Source organism: Blautia sp. An249 (assembly GCF_002159835.1).
In the GTDB taxonomy this organism is placed as follows: Bacteria; Bacillota; Clostridia; order Lachnospirales; family Lachnospiraceae; genus Blautia_A; species Blautia_A avistercoris.
Genome location: NZ_NFJL01000019.1, coordinates 52,844 through 72,208, shown reverse-complemented (window position 1 = coordinate 72,208; position 19,365 = coordinate 52,844). Strand labels below are relative to the sequence as shown.

Annotated in this window: 22 protein-coding genes; 21 read left to right on the top strand and 1 reads right to left on the bottom strand. The window is 47.5% G+C overall.

The genetic code is table 11. The features are described 5' to 3' along the window. The first annotated feature begins 174 nt into the window (after window positions 1-174). From B5F53_RS15600 to B5F53_RS15515, 18 genes are all read left to right on the top strand, one after another. The gene (locus tag B5F53_RS15600; protein ID WP_087225174.1) at window positions 175-318 is read left to right on the top strand and encodes a DUF3789 domain-containing protein; all 144 of its coding nucleotides are present in this window, start codon (window positions 175-177) and stop codon (window positions 316-318) included. Beyond that, on the top strand, window positions 315-2,423 hold the full coding sequence (locus B5F53_RS15595; RefSeq protein WP_087225171.1) for a type IA DNA topoisomerase: 2,109 nt from the start codon (window positions 315-317) through the stop codon (window positions 2,421-2,423). Before B5F53_RS15600 ends, B5F53_RS15595 begins: the two co-directional genes overlap by 4 nt. Beyond that, entirely contained in the window at window positions 2,420-2,794 is a 375-nt protein-coding gene (locus tag B5F53_RS15590) for a cysteine-rich VLP protein (protein WP_087225168.1), read from the top strand. The genes B5F53_RS15595 and B5F53_RS15590 overlap by 4 nt, the downstream gene beginning before the upstream one ends. 387 nt (window positions 2,795-3,181) lie before the next feature. Then, window positions 3,182-3,922, top strand: a complete 741-nt coding sequence (locus B5F53_RS15585) for a helix-turn-helix domain-containing protein (protein ID WP_087225165.1) — start codon at window positions 3,182-3,184, stop codon at window positions 3,920-3,922. Window positions 3,923-3,929: 7 nt separating this feature from the next. Then, window positions 3,930-4,367: a hypothetical protein gene (locus B5F53_RS15580; RefSeq protein ID WP_087225160.1), complete on the top strand. Its 438-nt coding sequence runs from the start codon at window positions 3,930-3,932 to the stop codon at window positions 4,365-4,367. Window positions 4,368-4,441: 74 nt separating this feature from the next. Beyond that, window positions 4,442-4,693 (top strand): oxidoreductase membrane subunit, encoded by a 252-nt coding sequence (locus tag B5F53_RS15575; RefSeq protein ID WP_087225157.1) that lies wholly within the window; start codon window positions 4,442-4,444, stop codon window positions 4,691-4,693. 176 nt (window positions 4,694-4,869) lie between these two features. After that, window positions 4,870-5,703, top strand: a complete 834-nt coding sequence (locus tag B5F53_RS15570) for a hypothetical protein (RefSeq protein WP_330396222.1) — start codon at window positions 4,870-4,872, stop codon at window positions 5,701-5,703. 46 nt (window positions 5,704-5,749) lie between these two features. Next, window positions 5,750-6,808 (top strand): hypothetical protein, encoded by a 1,059-nt coding sequence (locus B5F53_RS20995; protein WP_330396221.1) that lies wholly within the window; start codon window positions 5,750-5,752, stop codon window positions 6,806-6,808. A gap of 12 nt (window positions 6,809-6,820) precedes the next feature. After that, the gene (locus tag B5F53_RS15560) at window positions 6,821-7,747 is read left to right on the top strand and encodes a DUF4316 domain-containing protein (protein WP_087225151.1); all 927 of its coding nucleotides are present in this window, start codon (window positions 6,821-6,823) and stop codon (window positions 7,745-7,747) included. A 3-nt stretch (window positions 7,748-7,750) separates the two neighbouring features. Further along, complete coding sequence (locus B5F53_RS15555) at window positions 7,751-8,455, top strand: hypothetical protein (RefSeq protein ID WP_087225148.1); 705 nt, start codon at window positions 7,751-7,753, stop codon at window positions 8,453-8,455. Next, window positions 8,452-8,796, top strand: a complete 345-nt coding sequence (locus tag B5F53_RS15550; protein ID WP_087225145.1) for a plasmid mobilization protein — start codon at window positions 8,452-8,454, stop codon at window positions 8,794-8,796. The genes B5F53_RS15555 and B5F53_RS15550 overlap by 4 nt, the downstream gene beginning before the upstream one ends. Before the next feature lie 91 nt (window positions 8,797-8,887). Next, on the top strand, window positions 8,888-9,289 hold the full coding sequence (locus tag B5F53_RS15545; RefSeq protein WP_087225142.1) for a hypothetical protein: 402 nt from the start codon (window positions 8,888-8,890) through the stop codon (window positions 9,287-9,289). A 294-nt stretch (window positions 9,290-9,583) separates the two neighbouring features. Further along, on the top strand, window positions 9,584-10,144 hold the full coding sequence (locus B5F53_RS15540; RefSeq protein WP_087225139.1) for an RNA polymerase sigma factor: 561 nt from the start codon (window positions 9,584-9,586) through the stop codon (window positions 10,142-10,144). Further along, window positions 10,141-10,905, top strand: coding sequence for a hypothetical protein (locus tag B5F53_RS15535; RefSeq protein ID WP_087225136.1), 765 nt, complete (start codon window positions 10,141-10,143; stop codon window positions 10,903-10,905). Before B5F53_RS15540 ends, B5F53_RS15535 begins: the two co-directional genes overlap by 4 nt. A 232-nt stretch (window positions 10,906-11,137) precedes the next feature. Then, window positions 11,138-12,529 (top strand): relaxase/mobilization nuclease domain-containing protein, encoded by a 1,392-nt coding sequence (locus tag B5F53_RS15530; RefSeq protein WP_087225133.1) that lies wholly within the window; start codon window positions 11,138-11,140, stop codon window positions 12,527-12,529. Window positions 12,530-12,643: 114 nt separating this feature from the next. Continuing rightward, window positions 12,644-13,294 (top strand): TetR/AcrR family transcriptional regulator, encoded by a 651-nt coding sequence (locus tag B5F53_RS15525; RefSeq protein ID WP_087225130.1) that lies wholly within the window; start codon window positions 12,644-12,646, stop codon window positions 13,292-13,294. Between the two features lie 92 nt (window positions 13,295-13,386). Then, window positions 13,387-14,628, top strand: a complete 1,242-nt coding sequence (locus B5F53_RS15520; RefSeq protein WP_087225127.1) for an MFS transporter — start codon at window positions 13,387-13,389, stop codon at window positions 14,626-14,628. 62 nt (window positions 14,629-14,690) lie between these two features. After that, window positions 14,691-15,173: a winged helix-turn-helix domain-containing protein gene (locus B5F53_RS15515; RefSeq protein WP_242970347.1), complete on the top strand. Its 483-nt coding sequence runs from the start codon at window positions 14,691-14,693 to the stop codon at window positions 15,171-15,173. 203 nt (window positions 15,174-15,376) lie between these two features. Here B5F53_RS15515 and B5F53_RS15510 read toward each other — a convergent pair whose 3' ends face one another. Continuing rightward, entirely contained in the window at window positions 15,377-16,342 is a 966-nt protein-coding gene (locus B5F53_RS15510) for a helix-turn-helix domain-containing protein (protein ID WP_087225124.1), read from the bottom strand. Window positions 16,343-16,522: 180 nt separating this feature from the next. On the opposite strand from B5F53_RS15510, the gene B5F53_RS15505 reads away from it, so the two are divergent. Genes B5F53_RS15505 through B5F53_RS15495 form a run of 3 tightly spaced genes read left to right on the top strand, consistent with a single transcriptional unit; the run spans window position 16,523 to window position 19,363 of the window. Then, complete coding sequence (locus B5F53_RS15505; protein ID WP_087225121.1) at window positions 16,523-17,245, top strand: energy-coupling factor transporter transmembrane component T; 723 nt, start codon at window positions 16,523-16,525, stop codon at window positions 17,243-17,245. Between the two features lie 19 nt (window positions 17,246-17,264). Next, window positions 17,265-18,746, top strand: coding sequence for an ABC transporter ATP-binding protein (locus B5F53_RS15500; protein WP_087225118.1), 1,482 nt, complete (start codon window positions 17,265-17,267; stop codon window positions 18,744-18,746). Window positions 18,747-18,763: 17 nt separating this feature from the next. Continuing rightward, window positions 18,764-19,363, top strand: coding sequence for an MptD family putative ECF transporter S component (locus B5F53_RS15495; RefSeq protein WP_087225116.1), 600 nt, complete (start codon window positions 18,764-18,766; stop codon window positions 19,361-19,363). Window positions 19,364-19,365: the final 2 nt, after the last annotated feature.

Here is a 19,365-nt window from a genome sequence, read left to right as displayed (position 1 = left end):
ATGAGAGACTAATTTTCCCCCGGTAAATGCTGGGGGATTTTCATATTTTGTCAAGGCACGGATGATTACCTACTTACATTCTTTCTGCGGCGTTTTGCTATATAACCCCGGCGCAAAGGTGTTCTTATCCCTTTGCGCTTTTTTCATATTCAAAATTCAAAGGAGGTGCGGCACATGTGGAACGCAGTATCACATTTTCTGTCTTTCACGCTTGGCACAATCGCAGGCGTAACTTTGATGTGTCTGCTGCAGGCCGGAAGGCAGGCAGACGAGCAGTTTACAAAATTCTTTGATAAAGAGGGAGGTTCAGACGAATGAAACTTGTGGTAGCCGAAAAGCCCAGCGTGGCCCAATCTTTGGCGGCGGTGCTGGGAGCAAAGGAGAAAAAGGACGGGTATCTGGAGGGCAGCGGCTGGCTGGTGTCCTGGTGTGTGGGCCATCTGGTGGAGCTGGCCCAGCCGGAAGCCTATGGGGAGCAGTACGCCAAATGGCGGTATGCGGATCTGCCCATTCTTCCCGCCCATTGGAAATATGATGTGGCAAAGGATAAGAAAAAGCAGCTTGGCGTCCTGCGCCGTTTGATGGAGGATAAACGTGTGGACGCTGTGGTGTGCGCTACCGATGCTGGCCGGGAAGGTGAACTGATCTTCCGGCTGGTCTATCAACAGGCCGGGTGCAGCAAGCCCATCCTCCGGCTTTGGATCAGCTCTATGGAGGACGCCGCTATCCGTGATGGATTTGAACACCTGCGGCCTGGTGCGGACTATGACTTGCTTTACCGGGCGGCACTCTGCCGGGCCGGTGCGGACTGGCTTGTGGGGATTAACGCCACCCGCCTTTTTTCTGTCCTGTATGGTGATACCTTGAATGTAGGCCGGGTAATGACGCCGACACTGGCGCTGATCGTCCAGCGGGAGTATGCGATCCGCTCTTTCCAGAGCAAGCCCTTCTATGTGCCGGAACTCACCTGTGGAGGGTTTACCGCTGCCGGGGAGAAGCTGGAGGACAAAGCGGCTGCGGAGGCAATACAGACAGATTGTGACGGAAAGCCTGCCGTTGTCCGCAAAGTGGAGCGGCAGAAAAAGACTGTCCAGCCGCCCCGCCTTTACGATTTAACTACGTTGCAACGGGAGTGCAACCGCTTGTATGGCTTTACTGCCCAACAGACCCTTGATTATTTACAAAGCCTGTATGAGAAAAAGTTGGCGACCTATCCGAGAACAGACAGCCAGTATATCACAGCGGATATGCAGGCCACAGTCGGCTCTCTGGCCCTGTGGCTGTGGCAGAATATGCCTTTTGGCAAGGACAGCACCACGGCGCCGGAGCTGGAAGGAATTATTGATGACAGCAAGGTAACAGACCACCATGCCATTCTCCCCACAGTGGAGATAGCCCGCACCGACCTGTCTGCTTTACCTGCCGGTGAGCGGGATGTCCTGATGCTTCTTGCCTGCCGCCTTCTCTGCGCTACCGCCCAGCCTCACCGCTTTGAGGCGGTGCTGGCAGTTTTGGAGTCCGAGGGCCACACATTTACCGCCAAAGGAAAAACGATTCTACATGAGGGATGGAAAGGCATTGAACAGGCTTTCCGTGCCAGCCTGAAACAAAAACAGACGGAGGACGGCGACGAAAATACGTCCCGTCTGCCGGAACTGAAAGAAGGACAGAGATTTGAAAAGGGTGCCGCCACGATCCGGGAAGGCAAAACCAGCCCGCCGAAGCACTATACCGAGGATTCTCTGCTTGCGGCTATGGAGACAGCCGGTGCGGAGGATATGCCGGAGGACGCCGAGCGGAAAGGGCTGGGCACTTCGGCCACCCGTGCTGCCACACTGGAAAAGCTGGTGTCCACGGGATTTGTCCAGCGGAAAAAGAAACAGCTTTTGCCTACGGATAAGGGCGTCAACCTGATTGCCGTCCTGCCCGATGTGATAAAATCCCCGGCGCTCACGGCGGAATGGGAGTCCATGCTGAAACAGGTGGAACGCGGAGAAATGACGGCTGACGCTTTTATGGAAGGGATTGCCGGTTTAATCCGTGACCTGATCCGGCAGAACACTGCCCCTGATCCTGCCTATTCCTCTTTGTTCGGAAGCAAAAATGCAGCCAATCGGGAAGCTGTCGGCACCTGCCCCCGGTGCGGCGGCACTGTCTATGAGGGGAAGAAAGGCTTCTTCTGTGAAAATGAAGCCTGCACCTTTGCTCTTTGGAAAGAAAACCGGTTCTTTTCCAGTAAAAAGAAAACCATAACAAAAACCGTTGCCGCGGCACTCTTAAAGGAGGGCCGCGTTTCCATGTCCGGGCTTTTCAGTGAGAAAACCGGCAAAACCTATGACGCTGTGGTGGTGCTGGATGATACAGGCGAAAAGTATGTGAATTTCAAGCTGGAATTTCCGCAGCAGCGGGGACGGAAGAAATGACCGGCCCGCCGCGGGAGCTGACCCGCTCCGAGCGTGCAGCGATCCGAAGGCTGGTAACAGGCTTATGCGCCAACTATGACGAGCGGGAAAAGCTCTGCCTTCCCCTGGACTGCTCTTGCTATATGCTTCATAAATGGTGGACCGGCTGCCTTTGCCGGTATTTTGAGCGGTCTGTGCTGCCGGTTGAACCGGCGCTGGAAGCGGTTCTGACGGGAAACGATACTTCCCAGCGCCAGAAAAAGTGCCCGGTATGCGGGAAGCTGTATCTTCCCACCACCAGCCAGGCATATTGCTCTGATGCCTGCCGGATCTGGGCCAGACGGGACGCAGATAAAAAGCGCAAGCGCCGGATTCGCCAGCACAAGGGATGATATGTCTGCAACTTAGCCTATTTACGCCTTGATTTATAAGGCTTTCCGGCCACGCTTTTACAGGCGGCAAGAGATTTATACTCTGCCCCTCAATAGGAAGGTTAAGTTGCGGACAAGGAGGACAAAAATCGCCATTCGAGGAAAAGAAAGCGACTACATTGCTGCCCTTCTCCTATGCGGGTTGCCATCGTCAAGTTCACAATTCATCTATTTCCAAAAGTGACTTGCCATAGTATAATAGACTCAGTGACAAATTGGAAGTTGTTGAAAACAAGAAAAATCCGCTGGTTTTTGTGGTTGCAACCGCCCGTTGCGGAAAAGAAACCGCAATTTGGTGGTGTGCTATCGGTAAAAATCGTATACTGATAGCGAAAGGAGGATACCGATATGACCTTCGGGGAAAAAATACAAAAGCTGCGGAAAGAAGCCGGGCTGTCACAGGAGGAACTATCCTATCAGTTGGGCGTATCCAGACAAGCTATCAGCAAGTGGGAGCGTGACAATGGTTATCCAGAAACAGAAAAGATTGTTCGCATGAGCAAAATTTTCAATGTGACACTTGACTATTTATTGAATGAGGAAGGTACACAGACACCGGAACCTGCTGCGGAACAAGGAATATATGTAAGCCGGGAAATGGCAGATGGTTTTCTTTTGTATCAAAAGCGGAAATATCTTAAAATTGCGATTGCCATAGGTGTCATGGTTGGAAGTCTTGCACTCTCGTTTATGCTTTCGGATATTTCCATGCTTCTGTTTATGCTGATATTGATTGTGGGGATTGTTCTCCTATTCTCTGTCAAATTAACAGATAATCCATATAGAAGACTCTGGAAGGAGCCACTACTATTTGACAAGACCGTAAAGGCGGAATTAAATACAGCATACGCAGAGAAAAAGAAATTCCTTCAATTATTTAACTTAATCGGAATTGCCTTAATTGCATTGGGCTTTCTGTTTTTCCCTTTAATTGTTCCGGCAGAATTACTCTTTGCCGATACGATTGCTTTAGCTGCGGGAATGGTTGTTGCAGGAATTGGAACATTTCTATGTATTTATATGTCTGGCCTTGTTCGTGCCTATCGGCTCTTGATTATGAATGAAGCCTATCAGCAGAAAGGAAAGTGAGGACATTATGAAAAAAATATTCATTACATTAGTGGCAATACTGGCACTCCTTTGTGGCTGTCAAGCCAACGAAAATACAAATGCTTCCGATTATGGGGATGATATTTCAAAGGCGCAGGAAATAGCTGTTATCTCTCCTGATACAGAGGAAGTTATTGATACGATTACGGACACAGAGGAAATTGAGGATTTTGTTTCAGCGCTGAATTTAGATCAATGGGAATTAAAAACGCTGCCAGATGAAGCGGCTGAAATCGGTTCTTTTGGATTTGCACAAGAGGAAACAATCAAACTGGGGCAGACGGACACCGATGGGACATTATATGATATTGCTACTATCACCCTATACAATGGATCTTATATCAGTTTTGAAATTGGCGGGTTTGATATGACTTTTGAAGTGAATGAGGATACTGCTGATTATTTGAATGGGTATTTTGAATAATATTGGTTGAAATGGTAGTAGGCGCTGCGATGAATTATCAGACGAAATGTAGGGCTGAAAGGCGGTAAACGAGCATGAAAAAAATCACATTCAAAAGGCAAGTCTTTATTGGAATTATGCTCATAGCTGTTGGAAATATACTTGCCTTAATATTACATGAAGGCTTGTGTGCAAATATTGCATGGGTATTGTATGGACTTGTACTCATAATAAATCCTGTTTATCCAGAAAGATATAATAATGATGCCAAAAAAGCAAAATGGGGAATACGAATAGCAGGATTTATTTGTATTTTGGTAGGAGTGCTAACGAGGTATGTTGTATAAATCCTAATTTATCGGGTCATCATGCCCCGAACTTTCAAAACTGAATACCAGCCGCCCACCGGCGGCACCACCGAGCAGGAAATCTTGAAAGAGGTTTTCTGCTTTTTCTTTGCCCGGATGCTGGGAGAAAGGAAATGTAACTGACCAAACAATTAAATTTTAGGAGGGATGTGTATTTGAAGATTGCGCGTGTATTTCCACGCCGTACAAAAGCAACGCCGGATGATCCTCTGGCATTTACCGGACCGCCGCCAAAGGGCGGCTTGCCGGATATGGAAGAAGTGCATGTTTCTGTGGCCTTTACCTATGACATGGAGAAGGCGTGCCAGCTTGCCGAACAGTGGATGAAGCTGGGCGTCCCTGTCCACATGGGCGGTCCCGCTTTCAACATGCCTGGCGGTGACTTCGTGCCGGGGATGTATCTGAAAAAGGGCTATGTTATCACTTCAAGGGGCTGTCCCAACCGCTGCTGGTTCTGTTCTGTCCCCCGGCGGGAAGGCGGAAGGCTTCGGGAACTGCCGATCACCGAAGGGAATATTGTGCTGGATGATAATCTTCTGGCCTGCTCCCGGCAGCATATTGAAGCGGTATTTGAAATGCTGGGCAGACAGAAAGAGCGTCCAATCTTTACGGGCGGGCTGGAGGCCCGCCTTCTTCGGCCCTGGCATGTTGATCTCCTGCGGGAATCCAGGACACAGCGCATGTATTTTGCCTATGATACCCCGGATGACTATGAGCCGCTTGTGGAGGCCGGACGGCTTTTGCAGGCTGGAGGGTTTGAGAGAAAATCGCATAAAGCCTGCTGTTATGTCCTGATCGGCTACCGGGGCGATACCATGGAGGCAGCGGAAAAACGTCTGCGGGACGCCTGGAAAGCCGGATTTATCCCTTATGCCATGCTCTACCGGGATGAAAAAGGCATTGTAGACAGCGAGTGGAGAAAATTTCAGCGGCTTTGGGTCCGTCCGGCGATTGTAATGAGCCAACTGAAAGAATCTGACGGGAGGTGATGATACGGAGAAGGAAAAACTTGAAGTCGTGCCGGTAGTCCCCGCAATGATGAAGCTGGATGTAGCGGTCCAGGCTTTTGATATGCAGGATATTTCAAACCGGCGTTTTATGTATAATCCCAAGACCGGTATTTTAGTTTTGGGCCAGCAGTACGGGAAAACAAGAGGGTTGCCCGGCAGCCATGCCGATGATCTGGCTCAGGCCGGAATCAAAAACGGCTTTGATGATTTTGTGCGCGGCTGGGTGGGCACTGGAAAAAACTATCCCGCAGGGATTATTCATTTTGCCCCCAATGTGGACGCCCAAAACATTTCCCTGTTCAACCGGGCGTTTGACACTTTAGAAATGTTTCAGCGCAACGGTGCGCTTCCCGATACCGTAGTCCGGGGATTTGGCAGGCAGTGGGAACAGGCGCTTTCCGAAGTCCTTTCCCCGGCTCATAACGAGAGGATCTCAAACCAGGAGGAATCTATGGAAATTCAGAATATCACGGTGGAGGACCTTCGCCGTATGGAGGATAAAGAAGGGCTTGTTTTGCAGGGCTGCGGCGGTGATCCTGGCGAATGGGTCCAGGGGATCAATGACCTGTTGGCGCAGAAAGGGATTCTTTTGGAAGGAACCACTTTTACCCATGTGAGCGTATTCCAAAATGAGGGGCTTACCTGCCTGCTGTTCCCTTTTGAGGATGTCAAGCTGGATATAGGGAAACTTGCCATGTGGCGTCTGCAAACCCATGATACTTTTGGCGGCACCTGGTTATCCGATTATATCGACAACCGCCTGGGCCATGAACCGGCGCAGGAAACGCCAGGGAAACCGGATTGCCCGCTGATCGGCCAGGACGGGAACATTTTCAACCTGGTAGGCATTGCTTCCCGCACTCTCAAAGCCCATGGGATGCCAGAACAGGCGAAAGAAATGGCGGGCCGGGTATTTTCCTGTGACAGCTATCATAAGGCGCTTTGTATTATAGGGGAATATGTCAATATTACTTCGGCTGACCGGGAGGCCGGGCGGCCTCACTCTATCCGGCAGCAGCTTAAAAATAATAAAGCCCCGGAAACGGCTGCCCCTAAAAAGGCGGCAAAGGAGCCGGAACGATAAGGAGGATGTGAAATGGAACAGGTATATGGAGTTTGGGCGGTAAGAAGTGCCGCTTCCATGTTCGGCCATGCGGAAGCATGGTGCAAAGAAGATGGCCGCCCCCTGGAATTTGAATCCCTGGAGGCGGCCCAGGCTTATGCCCTGGAATTGAACCGTAAGACAACGGCCAATGTCCGTTACTTTGTCAAAGAGAAGGAGCCGGAGCCAAACGCTGTAAGAGTCCCCGCCTCACAGCCGGATATAGAAGCTGTCGGCCCGGTGGACCGTGCGCCGAGAAATGAGGTTGCAGAAAAGCATAATGAGATCCCCGGCCGGCAGATAGCGCCGGAGGCGGACCCGGTTGTAGAGATCCGCTCTGCGGTACACAGCAACTATGCCAATATGGTCGCCATGCTTGCCGCTGACAATAAGGTATATCTTGGCCGGGAGGAACGCTATTCCTTTACCCCAGGCCAGCCGGGAAGCTATGACAACCGGGACGGCTCTTTATGTTTTGTGAGCGATATGCCGGAAATGTATTATTTCCTCTATGGGGAAGGCTGGTCGCACTCACAGGAGGAAATGCTGGACCGGGGGCTGACGATGGATCAGTATATGGAATTTGCCCGCCTGCAGGAAGGTGTTCTGCGGCAATTCACCCCGCGCCGGGAAATCCTGTTTGCGGGCCAGCCCTTCCAGGCGCCGGAAAACTATCTTCGCAACGCGGAGCTGGACCTGGAGGGCGAAAAGGGCAACTACAACATGATTGACGGCATTGTGAATAACGACCCGCCGGTCCGGGCCGACCTTACCGATGGGCAGACCCATGAGGAAATAAGGGAGCTAGCCCCGGAAACACTGCCCAATGAGAAGCCTTCGATCATGGAAAAACTGCGGGCGGACCGCACGGCGCATGAGGCCCGTGGTTTTCAGCCTTCCCCGCCGGAAAGGGGGCTTTAAGGCTTGAAGCTGAAATTTGAAAATGTGGATGTGGAACAATGCCTCCGCTCTGTTATGGAGCGGAACACAAAACATTATCAATCTGACTTTGAGATCGACGCAAAAAGTATACGGCGTATAGCTCAGATCAACCATTGCGAACAGACACCGCTCTATTGGATGTCACGGCCTTCTGGGACTTGGCTTCTCCGGGAGCGTGAGCTTTTTATCCGTGAGTCCAGTGCTTTTCACATTTGGCAGTATTACAAAAATACCCGTGATACGATTCTTGCCTATACGGTGGAGATCACCGGCATAGAAGGTGATGCAATCAAGGGAAATCTCTATACGCAGGATTACCGCGCTATGGCAGAGTATATTGAAAAGAACGCCTTTCCTGCTGCTACTGCGAGGGTTCTGTTTGAAGGCCATCTTGCTCCAATGAAATTTACTTATGAGGATTACCAGGCAAACCGGTTGGCGCTGCAGGCAAAACACGGGAAAGAAATAAAGCTCTGGCTGGAGCCTGCGGATTCCGCTGCTCTTGATACGCTCCTGCAAAATGTACGCAGGAGCCGTCAAAATTTTGCCCCTGGTGTTTTTGAAGATCATCTGGATAAAATGATCGCGGCAGAAAAGCGGTCTGTTACCCACTTTCTGAAAGAGGCTGCCGCAAATGCTCCGCACCCGGCTCTGAATAAAAAGACAAAGGAACACCCCCAGCGATGAAGGCCCCGAAAGAAAGACGCAGCGCCCAGATTCACATTTTGATTTCCGAACAGGAAATGGATAAGATCAGGGAACGCATGGCGCAGACCGGTATCACGAACACTTCTGCCTTTATCCGTAAAATGGCGATTGACGGATATGTGATTAACCTGGATCTGTCCGAAGTCCGGGAGCTGACCCGGCTGCTGCGTATCTGCTCCAACAATCTGAACCAGTACGCACGGAAGGCCCATGAAACCGGAAGTATCTACGGGGCGGATATTGCAGATCTGCAATCCCGCATGGATGGGCTTTGGAAAATTGCAAAAAAGCTGCTGACGGAATTTACAAACATTCCATGAACATTCAAAAAAACGGTTGCTTTTCTGTGGCCCGGAGCGGTAGAATTTTTATAGAAAGAGAAAACCTGTTTTTGCGAAGGGAGGCCATCGTATGGGCGCTGCTTTACTGGCCGTTGGCATAGAATTGTTGATCGGTATTGGAATTGGACTGATTGTGACGGTGATCGGGCTTTTTTTGGGAAACATCATTGTTTTTGACAGCATTGCGCTGGCAATCCTGGCGGGCTTTCTTTCCCACGGGCTTTTAGGCGTCCATCCCGCCCTGGCGATTGTGATTGGTATTGCTGTCCTGCTGGGGCTTCTCCTGCTTCACCGCACCCGCCCCGGCTTCTGGCTGATTGGCGGCGGTCTGTCCATTGTGTGGGGATTTATTTTTGCTACCATGGCTTATGAGTTTTCCGGTAAGGATATGGTGTGGACCTATGTGGTGTGGGCGCTGGGGGCGGTACTGGTCTTTGCCCTTCACCTGCGGGCACAGTACAAAATTGCATAAGGTAAGGATTCCCCAATAAGCCATCTCCAATAACTACCTATGCGGAGAACCCCGATAAGATCAAAGTCTATCCTATGGGTGCCAAGACCTAAGGCCAGTTCTCGCAAGTAGTTCAAAAGGCAACCAGCAATAGGACTATCGTTCATAACTGGATGGTAGTCCTATTGCTATATACTGCAGTGATAACAATATGGTATTATTGGATAGAAAAAAGTTTGTAAAAATGTGTGAGATTTGAGTTCAAAAGTTGTGTATATAGGTGAAAAGGCAAATAAGGAAGCGAGGTGAAAACCAATGGATGATGCACAGATAGTCCAATTATACTGGGATAGAAACGAGCAGGCCATCCATGCCACATCTGACAAATACGGGAACTACTGTACCTCGATCGCTAAGAACATACTGGGCAATCAGGAAGATGCTGAAGAATGTGTCAACGATACATACTTAAACGCATGGAACGCCATGCCGCCTCACAAGCCAAATATTCTGTCCACATTCCTTGGGAAAATTACAAGAAACATATCGTTTAACAGGTATAAACACAATAGCGCCGACAAACGAGGTGGTGGAGAAATGCCTGCGGTTCTGGAGGAAATTTCTGACCTGGTATCTGGCATGGATGATGTTGAGCAGGCATTTGACCAAAAGGAACTCACGAAGGCCATTGATACATTTTTGGATAGTCTATCGCCAAAGAAAAGAAGCATTTTTATCAGTCGATACTGGTACACCGATAGAATTTCAGAAATTGCTGTCCGGCACAATATGAATGATGGAGCAGTATCAATGACTCTTCATCGCCTCCGCCTTAAACTGCACAACTACCTTTTAGAAAGGGGTTTTGAACTATGACGAACGAAAAACTGTATGAAGTCCTCGGTGACATCAATGAGAAGCATATCAACGAGGCAAGGGCATATCACAAAGCAAAGAAGCCCGGCTGGGTAAAGTGGGGAGCTATTGCGGCTTGTTTGTGCTTAATGGTACCATTAACTGCATTTGCTATTGATACAATTCAATATAATGCGGCAGTCGATTATCTGAATTCCCTCGGTATTCCTGTTGAAGATTTGAGCGACTACTCTCGCAAAGAAATAAAAGAAGCAGTAAAAACCATTGATGCCGGAGAAAGTAGTCCATTAACCGAAGAAATCCTTAACCTATTGCCAGATAACGAAGAGCAGATTGAAGTGCCAACACAAGTAACATCTGAACAGATAAGAGAATTAGAGCCAGCCATGACAAGAGAAGAAGTCCTTTCCCTTTTGGGCAATACACAAGATATTGGTTCTGGCATCTATATTTATGTTTATGAAGTAGACGGAGAATATTTGTTGCACATTCCATTTGCAAGTGATGGTGCTCAGTTAGGTGTTACAGGCGAAGATTTATTAAAGGCATTGACCCCTATTTCTGGGGATATAGGTTCTAATGGAACCATTGAATTTAATGGACAGTCATTTAGCAAATCTGACTTGACCGAAGAAACTCTTGAATGGCTTGAATGGTATAATTCCTTGTCGCCAGAAGAACAACTTGCTGTTAGTTCAATCCCTGCCGACCTATATACCGATGACGGTGCAGGAACACTTGATTCAAACGCAGAAGAATAACTTTGTTTCCCCACAAGGGCAGCCGAGAAAATCGACTGCCCTTTTTCCATTCCTACAGGCAGAAAGGAGAGACAGCCATGGCGAAACTGAGGGAGAAAGAAACTGGCCTTCAAGGTTTAAGGTGGAGCCTCGTTATGTCCCCTAATGAATATTTCTACATCTAATTTCAATGGCTAAGCAGTAGCAACACTTAACCTAAATGGGAGATAAAAATTTCAAAAGGAGGTGGACAATGGCAACCACAAGGCTGATGCCTTTGCATATTGGAGAGGGCCGCTCCTTCTCCACCGCAATCGAGGACATCATTGATTACGTAGAAAATCCAGAGAAAACCGACTATGGGAAGTTGATTTACGGTTTTGAGTGCGATACCCGCACAGCGGATGCGGAATTTACTTTAGCCAAGCGGCAGTATATCCACCAGACCGGCAGAGTCCGGGGTGCGGATGACGTGATTGCCTACCATTTCCGGCAGGCATTTAAGCCGGGCGAAGTGACGCCGGAGGAAGCCAACCAGATCGGCCAGGAACTTGCTATGAGACTGACGAAGGGAAGCAACGCTTTTATCGTCTGTACGCACATAGACAAGCATCATGTCCATAATCACATCATCGTAAGTGCGGTAAATCTGGAATGTACCCGGAAATTCCGCAACTTCTGGGGTTCCTCCTGGGCTTTGCGCCGGATCAGCGATAAGCTGTGTCTGGAGCATGGCCTTTCCATTGTGGAAGATCCCAAGCCCAGCCGCGGCCATTATGGGAAATGGCTGGGCGATGGAAACAAACCGCTATCCTTTCAGAATCAAATCCGTCAGGCCATTGATGCCGCCCTGGAGCAGCACCCCTCCACCTTTGAGGATTTCCTGAAAATTCTGGAAACGTCCGGTGTGGAAGTCACCCGGCGCGGGAAATCTATCAATTTTCGTGTCTCCGGGCAAAAGAAGCCTACTCGCTGCAATACTCTGAAAGGCGGCTACACGGAACAGGCCATACGGGAAAGGATTGCCGGAACCTATATTTCCTCTGTTCAGCCCAAACGGTCCCATTCTTCGGTGAGGATGCTGATTGATATTGACGCCGCAATGCGTTCCGGAAAAGGCGCCGGTTATGAGCGTTGGGCCAAAGTATTCAATGTGAAACAGCTTGCGAAAGCCGTGGCTTACCTGAAAGAGCATGGGGATATGAGCTATGAGGACCTTCAAGCAAAGTCCCAGGCCACGACTTTCCGGTTTAATGAGCTTTCCACGCAGATCAAGGATATGGAGAGCCGTTTGTCTCAAAATGGAGAATTACAAAAACAGATCGTCAACTACTCTAAGACGAGAGCTGTCTACATTGAGTATCGAAAAGCCGGTTACAGCAAAAAGTTCCGGGCCGGGCATGAGGCCGACATTTTGATCCACCAGGCGGCAAAGAAATACTTTGACAGCCTGGGTGTGGAGAAGCTGCCTACTATAAAGGCTCTGCGGGAAGAATATGCCGAAGTGCTGGAGGCTAAAAGGAAAGCCTATGCGGAATATAAGCAGGTACGGGAAGAAATGCGGGAGCTGCAGAATGTGAAGGCCAATATTGACTATCTGCTGGGGCCGTCCGTGGAGAAAAAGCAAATTATAGAACACTCTTAAAAAATCACCCAATTACTAACCTTATCATTTGAGTATTAGCCAGCTTATCTGTTGACACAGCCAAAAGAATATGCTACTATTTATACAGACCGTTGGTTTGTATGGAGGTGCGGGATGGCGAGAAACAAATATCCGGAGGAAACCGTGAAGCTGATTTTGGATGTTGCCACCCATCTGTTTGTTGAAAAAGGATATGACGCAACATCTTTGCAGGACATCATCAACGAAACAAATCTTTCAAAAGGCGCAATCTACCATCACTTTTCGTCCAAAGAAGAAATTTTTGAAGCAATCTTTCACCGCATCGGGGAAGAAAACACAAATGCTTTGGCAAAAGTACGGGATGATAAATCCCTGAACGGGCTGGAAAAGCTGCGGGCGATCTTTAAGGCCGCTTTGTTTAACTCTAACCAGAGCCTAATGCTGACTGTCACGCCCTGTCTCTTGGATAATCCGCGCTTTTTAGCGATGCAGATTGCCCAGCTCTATCAGATTGTTGCTCCAAAGTTCATCCAGCCGATCTTACAGCAGGGGATTGACGATGGTTCCATTCAGGCGACAAATCCCGGTGAGCTGGCAGAAGCCATCATGGTCCTGTCCAATGTATGGCTCAATCCGCTGGTTAGTATGACGGATGAAGCGGGAATGCGTAATCGTTGTGAAACATTCAATGGCCTGCTGCAAGGCGTTGGTATCAATCAACTTTTGGATGGCGAAATGATAGAGGGCTATATTAGCTACTGCAAATCCCAGCACACGGACTAACTCCCTAAAATGAGCTGCTCTCAATGAGCAGTTTATTTTAGACATACTTCAAACCGACGGTCGGTTTAATAGTGAGATAATGGAGGTATTTTATGCAGACAAAACTTTTCAGGCGTGATTTTACTCTCGTCGTGATCGGCCAGATCATTTCCCTATTCGGCAATGCCATCTTGCGATTTGCTTTGCCGCTGTATCTATTGAGGGAAACAGGTTCTTCAACGCTATTTGGTGTTGTGACCGCCTGCTCCTTTGCTCCGATGGTCATTCTTTCGATGGTCGGCGGCGTATTGGCTGACCGTGTGAACAAGCGCGACATTATGGTAGGGTTGGACTTCTCCACGGCAGCCATTATTATGCTGTTTTACTTTTCGTTGGGGAAGATCCCAACGGTTCCGCTTTTTATCGTTGCCTTGATGTTACTCTATGGTATTTCCGGCACATACCAGCCAGCAGTACAGGCAAGCGTTCCGCTTCTGGTGGTGAAAGAGAAACTGATGGCCGGAAATGCGGTAATCAATCAAGTCAATACCCTTTCTGGTCTGTTGGGGCCGGTAATCGGTGGCGTGATGTTCACCCTTTGGGGCATTTATCCGATTTTGCTTTTGAGTGCGGCGTGTTTTACTTTCTCAGCCATCATGGAAATCTTTATCCACATCCCGCATGAAAAACGCCCGCGTGAAGTCGGTGTGCTTCGGGTCGTCGGAATGGACTTGAAAGAAAGCTATCAGTTTGTAAAGACAGAAAAACCCATTTTCTTTTCGGTGGTCTTTCTGGTGTCCATCTTTAATTTGGTTTTAAGCGCGGTGATGATTGTAGGAACCCCCATTCTCATTACACAGGTGTTAGGGATGTCTGATACCATGTACGGCTTCACACAGGGGGCGCTGGCGTTGGGCGGTCTGTGCGGCGGAATTTTAACTGCAATCGTATCGGAAAAGCTGAAAATCCAAAATTCCTATGTGCTACTTTTGGTTTGCTCCATTGCTGTGGCGGTTATGGGGATTTCCCTTTTTCTGAATATGCCTGCCATCGTATCGTATTGGGCAATCACTTTAATGAGCTTCACCGCTATGGGAGCCTCTACGCTCTTTATGGTTCAGATTTACACACTGGTACAGACGCAGACCCCACCTCAATTAGTCGGTAAGATCATGGCGGCACTGATTTCTATTGCGATGTGCGGACAACCGATTGGACAGGCGATTTACGGTGTTCTGTTTGACATTTTTGCAGCGCATACATGGGTGGTTTTAATTGGGGCCGCTTTTGCAGCTTTGCTAATTTCTATCTATTCTAAGAAAGTTTTTAATCGGTTGAATGTAAATTCAAATTAACTAACATTAAAGATTATTTCAAAGATAGAAGGTGATAAAATGGGAAATTAGCCGTACTCGACTTGAAAGATTCCGGCAGGCAGATCGGTGAAAAGTTGTTTATTCTTCTTTCTCCCAGCCAAAAGAAAGAGCTGGCCCAATTTGTTCGCGACTATGAGACTGGTAATATTCCGGCTGATGTCTCATATACACCGCTTTTTCGAGGTCAGTATTCTATCCCACCACAGGCAGATCAGCCGTTCACCGAGGTTCGGGAAGGTGACTTGTATTTCTGTTTAGAGCAACGCCTTGTTACTGTGCGGGGCCAGGCAATCCCGCTGACAGTAAAGGAATTTGATATTTTTGCTTTGCTTATATTAAATCCAAAGCGGGTGTTCACCTATGAAATGTTGCTGGATCTGGTATGGCATGAGGACTACACCTACTATTCCAGGAAAGCAATCAACAACCATATAAGCAACCTACGAAAGAAAATCAGGATTGCACCGGATTTGCCGGACTACGTGAAAAGTGTCTACGGTGTAGGCTATAAATTCGATATATGAAAAAGGAAAGCTGCAGAGCAATTACCAACTCTGCAGCTTTCCTTTTGAAGATTTTTTAGCGTCCGCAGGACGCGTGGCCGTCACCGAAGGTGGCGATCTTGGGGGCTTGGGGGTTATCCCTCAACAAGCATTTTGGCCGGAGCAATCCGGCCAAAATCGCAAAACATGTATATGTTTGCATTGCTTGCCCATTTGTACAAGACCTATTTTATAAGCCTTCGGTATTCTCGTGGTAATAATCCAGTAACACGCTGGAATTGTTTTGCAAAACTTTCCGGCCGATCATATCCAACCGCTTGTGCGATCTCTGCGATGCTTAATTCTGTTCCCATAAGGAGGTGCTGGGCCTGTCCAATCCTTTTCTGCAAAATATAATCATAGAGCGTACAGCCGAAACATTCCTTAAAGGCAGCTTTTAACTTCGTCTGCCCCATAAAAGAAATGCGACACAATCTCTCAATCGGAACAGAAAAGGCATAATGGTTATCCAGATAAGCCGCAACTGCGGAAAGGTTCTCCTGATCCTGCTCCGTCAGATGCAGCTTCTTTTTCTTCTCCTGATTGCTTTTAGCCCGCTCCATAATTAAAGAAACCGCTTCTAATATTTTGCCTTCATAAAACATCTTTGCCGTAAGACCCGTTCCCCGGTATCCTTCGATTTGCTTTAGCAGAACAATCAATTCAGGGAAATCCGTTCCGATCTGCATTTTACGAAATGCTTCGCTGGGATCAATGTATTCTCCTGGAAATTTCTGCTGCAAATACCGTTGATAAAACTCCGGCATGATCGTAAAACTGATACTCTGCAAAGGAATGTTCTTATGATAAATCGCCTGATAGACCTTGTCTGCCTGCCCGATTTGTGCCTGTAAACTGTTAGGAGAAAGCTGGCGGTAAGGATGAAATTCTTCACCTGACACAGAGGTGTAATAAGTAACAGACAAAAATTCCGGTTCTGGACACTCTAACATAATGTCATCGAGAAAAAGAAAATCTCTGATGGTGATTTCAAACATATTTTCATAAAAATAGACCCAAAAATGTCCTTGCCCCTTATCTGCCTGTAAAGTGTAACAGGTAAATTCATTATAAGGCTGCCTGTGTTCGTTATCTAAGAAGAATCCTCCATCAGAAAGCATGGAATGATACATTTCTTTTAGATGTTTCATTATCGTCACCTATAAATACGCCGTTTGGACGAACTTATACGCCGATACGACGCTCCTTTCCTAAATCCATTGTGAAAACAAAAGTCTCGTACTATACTTAAAAACGGCGATTAGCCAGAGCTAACCACTTGATATTGTAGCACATACCTGTTGTTTTCACAAGGTAAAGGAGGTGAAAATATGCGGATGAGATTTAAGGCGTCAATGCCGGATCCCCGCATTTTAATTATACAGATTGTCGTGGTGGCGGTATTGGCATCAGTATTTCGGAATCTGCTCGCATTATTTCTTTTAGTGCTGATTGTAGATTTCCTGCTGTTACTTCAATGCGGGTGGGCGGTATTCTGGAAAAACCTTCTGTCCTATGCCGCTATGCTGCTGATACTGTTTGCGCTGCAAGAAATATACATTCCGATTATTTCGGATTTGTTTCCGCTTTTCCTTTTGTTGATGGCGAGGCTATATCCGGCGTATTTGGCAGTGAGGGTTCTGATTGAAAAAGCACCAATGGATGAACTGCTTTTCTCATTGGAAATCTGGCGTGTTCCAAAATTAGTGTTGATCCCGTTGGCAGTTATTTATCGTTACATACCAACGATATTGAAAGAGATCGGATACATTCGGGAAAGCCTTAAAATGCGGAATCTCCATTCCTCTATGTGGGATAAGGTATGCCATCCGATGCAAAATGCAGAAAACTTTTTTGTGCCGCTTTTATATCGCAGCGAAAAAATTTCGGAAGAATTGTCTGCCGCTTCAATCTGCAAAGGGCTTAGCACAAAAAGAAAACGAACGTGCTGCACGAAAGTGAAACTAAGGGTAACAGATTCTATCTACTTGCTTTGTGTTGCGCTCCTTGCGGCAGGTTTAGCATTTATCAACTATCATGTGATTTTACTTTAGATGGGAAGGAGGCATAAGCATGAACCAGCCTGTCATTGAATTTTCAAACTTTAGTTTTACCTATCATAATGCTGACTCAGAAAGTCTGACAGGGATTGATTTCATCATTCGTAAGGGTGAATTTATCCTTTTGACAGGACATAGCGGCTGTGGCAAGACCACATTGACCCGCTGCATAAATGGGCTTATCCCGGATTTTTTCGAGGGAGATCTTTCAGGGGAATGTCGTGTTTGCGGTATGGATATTGCAGAACATGAAACAGGTGAGTTTTCACCGCTGGTCGGTTCGGTATTTCAAGACCCACGTTCTCAGTTTTTTACACTTCATGTTAAAACGGAAATTCCATTTCCAAGCGAAAATCTGGGAACACCTATGGATAAAATGCAGGAGCAATATGAAAAAGCGGTGGACGTTTTACAAATTCAGGGCTTGCTCGGAAAGAGCATTTTTGACCTTTCCAGCGGCGAAAAGCAGAAGGTAGCCATTGCGTCCATCTATATGGTGGGAGTCGGAATTTATGTCTTAGACGAACCATCGGCCAATCTGGATTCGGAGGGTACAGAGCAGCTTCGTCAAGTATTAAAATCCCTCAAAGAGCAGGGCAACACCATCATCATTTCGGAGCATAAGCTCTACTACCTCAACGGGCTTACGGATCGTGTGCTGATTATGAAGGATGGAAAAATTGATAAAGAGATGGACGGCAGGGATTTTGACCGGCAGACAGCGGAATGGTTTACAAGGCATGGCCTGCGAAAATCCGATCTTGCACTGATTACACCAAAAGCCTACTACCCTGTAAAGGGAGATGTCTCCATTCAGATAAAGAATTTATCCTTTGGTTATCCAGGGAAACCCCTGTTATGGCATGATGTTACTTTCTCTGCTCATGGTGGCGAGATCATCGGTATCATTGGAAAGAACGGAGCCGGGAAAAGCACACTGATCCGAACACTTATGGGCCTTGAAAAGCAAAAGACCGGAAAAATTTCTATCAACGGAAGTTATTCCGGCAAGCAGCAGCGGCGAAAAAAATCTTTCTATGTCATGCAGGATGTAGATTATCAGTTATTTGCCCCGAATGTATTGGAGGAAATGCTGATGGGTACGAAAAAGACAGAGGCAGAAAAAGAACAGGCCATTTGCAAGTTAGAGAATTTGGGATTGGGAAAATTCTTGAAAAGACATCCAACAGCTTTATCTGGCGGACAAAAACAGCGGCTTTCTATTGCATTGGCAGAAATGAACCGTTTACCGCTTCTCTACCTTGATGAACCGACCAGCGGACTGGACGCAGAGAATATGAAGATTGTCCAGACTGAAATAAAAAAGCTGGCTGAAGGTGGCGCGTGTGTGTTTGTCATTACCCACGATTATGAATTTGCCGCAGAGCTTTTTTCTTCCCTTCTTCTTTTACAGGAGGATGGTACGATACAGTATCTTTCCCCTGATAAGTACAAGCCGGAAAACCTGGCTCAATATTTTCAAATTTCATTCTAAAAAAGGAGTGTGTCGCTATGAGAAATCAAACAAAAGAAAGTCGTAGATTGAAGGATTTAATCCGAATTGGCGTTTTCAGTGCGCTGTGGGTTGTGATTGGCTTCCTGGTGGCCTTTACGATTGGTTTTTTTCCACCAATTTTATTGGTTCTTCCCTGTGTCCTCGGAATTATCGGTGGGATTGTCTATGTTGTCATGTTATCAAAGCTGACAATCCCAGGTGGTATTTTAATCAGTTCATTTCTGCTGGGTATCTGCCTGTTTACGATGGCCCCTTATGGCATGATGTTCTTCTGCACTGTGGCTGGCGGTGTGATCGGAGAAATCCTTTATAGTGTTTTGGGGAGGCGTACAACCAAAGCAACGATGGTAGGTTCCTCCTTCGCTTTGGTAGGGCTGGCTCTCGGTGAATACATACCGTTCATCTGGATGCAGGACGCCTATCGTTCCATGCTGGTGAATGATGATTCCGGCCTTCTGGAAATTGCTGAATGGTGCATGAATATCGTTTCTGTTCCGGTCATGATTGTGCTGTGCGTGGCAACGGTTATCCTCACCTGTCTGGGCGTGCTTTGGGGAAATAAAATAGTAAAAAAACGTCTTTCCAATGCGGAATAGGC

Excerpts from the sequence above, each read along its gene's own strand:
- B5F53_RS15600 (WP_087225174.1), top strand. The coding sequence starts at position 175 with ATGTGGAACGCAGTATCACATTTTCTGTCTTTCACGCTTGGCACAATC.
- B5F53_RS15595 (WP_087225171.1), top strand. The coding sequence starts at position 315 with ATGAAACTTGTGGTAGCCGAAAAGCCCAGCGTGGCCCAATCTTTGGCG.
- B5F53_RS15590 (WP_087225168.1), top strand. The coding sequence starts at position 2,420 with ATGACCGGCCCGCCGCGGGAGCTGACCCGCTCCGAGCGTGCAGCGATC.
- B5F53_RS15585 (WP_087225165.1), top strand. The coding sequence starts at position 3,182 with ATGACCTTCGGGGAAAAAATACAAAAGCTGCGGAAAGAAGCCGGGCTG.
- B5F53_RS15580 (WP_087225160.1), top strand. The coding sequence starts at position 3,930 with ATGAAAAAAATATTCATTACATTAGTGGCAATACTGGCACTCCTTTGT.
- B5F53_RS15575 (WP_087225157.1), top strand. The coding sequence starts at position 4,442 with ATGAAAAAAATCACATTCAAAAGGCAAGTCTTTATTGGAATTATGCTC.
- B5F53_RS20995 (WP_330396221.1), top strand. The coding sequence starts at position 5,750 with ATGATGAAGCTGGATGTAGCGGTCCAGGCTTTTGATATGCAGGATATT.
- B5F53_RS15560 (WP_087225151.1), top strand. The coding sequence starts at position 6,821 with ATGGAACAGGTATATGGAGTTTGGGCGGTAAGAAGTGCCGCTTCCATG.
- B5F53_RS15550 (WP_087225145.1), top strand. The coding sequence starts at position 8,452 with ATGAAGGCCCCGAAAGAAAGACGCAGCGCCCAGATTCACATTTTGATT.
- B5F53_RS15545 (WP_087225142.1), top strand. The coding sequence starts at position 8,888 with ATGGGCGCTGCTTTACTGGCCGTTGGCATAGAATTGTTGATCGGTATT.
- B5F53_RS15540 (WP_087225139.1), top strand. The coding sequence starts at position 9,584 with ATGGATGATGCACAGATAGTCCAATTATACTGGGATAGAAACGAGCAG.
- B5F53_RS15535 (WP_087225136.1), top strand. The coding sequence starts at position 10,141 with ATGACGAACGAAAAACTGTATGAAGTCCTCGGTGACATCAATGAGAAG.
- B5F53_RS15530 (WP_087225133.1), top strand. The coding sequence starts at position 11,138 with ATGGCAACCACAAGGCTGATGCCTTTGCATATTGGAGAGGGCCGCTCC.
- B5F53_RS15525 (WP_087225130.1), top strand. The coding sequence starts at position 12,644 with ATGGCGAGAAACAAATATCCGGAGGAAACCGTGAAGCTGATTTTGGAT.
- B5F53_RS15520 (WP_087225127.1), top strand. The coding sequence starts at position 13,387 with ATGCAGACAAAACTTTTCAGGCGTGATTTTACTCTCGTCGTGATCGGC.
- B5F53_RS15510 (WP_087225124.1), bottom strand. The coding sequence starts at position 16,342 with ATGAAACATCTAAAAGAAATGTATCATTCCATGCTTTCTGATGGAGGA.
- B5F53_RS15505 (WP_087225121.1), top strand. The coding sequence starts at position 16,523 with ATGCGGATGAGATTTAAGGCGTCAATGCCGGATCCCCGCATTTTAATT.
- B5F53_RS15500 (WP_087225118.1), top strand. The coding sequence starts at position 17,265 with ATGAACCAGCCTGTCATTGAATTTTCAAACTTTAGTTTTACCTATCAT.
- B5F53_RS15495 (WP_087225116.1), top strand. The coding sequence starts at position 18,764 with ATGAGAAATCAAACAAAAGAAAGTCGTAGATTGAAGGATTTAATCCGA.